Consider the following 938-nt stretch of genomic DNA (forward strand, 5'->3'; position numbering starts at 1 on the left):
ATTAAGAATAAAGCCGCTTAATAATTAAAATGACTAAGACAGAGGTCGCTTTATGTACGATATGAGTTTCCCTCCCGTGGTTATCATTCATGGTATGTGGAGTACGGGTGATACCCTATCTGAATTAAAGCGAACCTTTGAGTCTGAAGGGTATGAGACCCACACGCCTGATCTGCCTTTTCACATCCCTAAGGATAGCCATACATCAATAACGAAAGCGCAATTAGCGACTACAAGCATCAGAGATTATGTTGAGTTCGTAACAAGTTATATTGATGAGCTTGATGAAGCACCAATTCTTGTTGGCCACTCTATGGGCGGACTGATTGCACAACTTGTTGCCCAAGAGAAAAAAATTCATCGCTTAGTCTTACTATCGAGTGCAGCGCCAGCGGGCATTAATGGATGGAGCTTATCTGTTATCCGTTCATTTGGTCACAATTTATTCAAATTTCCGCTATGGAAAAAAACAACCGAACTGACGCTTCGTAATGTGCAATACGGCATTGCCAATACCCAAACAGAAAGAACCCAAGAAGATATTTTTACACTATCGACACTGGAGTCCGGACAAGCGTCTACAGAGATTGGTATGTGGTTTGTTCTTTCTAACCCACCGACGAAAGTAGACCCGACAAAAATAGATTGCCCGATTCTTATTTTATCCGGAAAAGAAGATCGAATTACCCCGCCAGCACTGCAACTAAAGATTAAATCTCTATTTCAAAACAAGGCAACACTTCAACTGATGGAGGGAGTTTGCCATTGGACGATCGGTGGTACCAGTCTTCCTCTAGTCCAGGCTCATATATTTAATTGGTTAGGACAACAACGTTGTTAAACACGCCGCTTGATTTTCTAAGGGTAAATCTGATTTTGGGGAATCTCTAGCTCTAGAGAGCCAATTTCCATGTGTTTTACTTCCCAAGACCCCGAGC

The 938-nt window shown here is 42.1% G+C and carries 1 protein-coding gene; it reads left to right on the plus strand.

Annotation, left to right across the window (positions count from 1 at the left end; translation table 11 throughout):
• Positions 1-52: 52 nt before the first annotated feature.
• Entirely contained in the window at positions 53-841 is a 789-nt protein-coding gene (locus tag A3738_RS23490) for an alpha/beta hydrolase (protein ID WP_068477035.1), read from the plus strand.
• Positions 842-938: the final 97 nt, after the last annotated feature.

The organism is Oleiphilus sp. HI0066 (assembly GCF_001635725.1).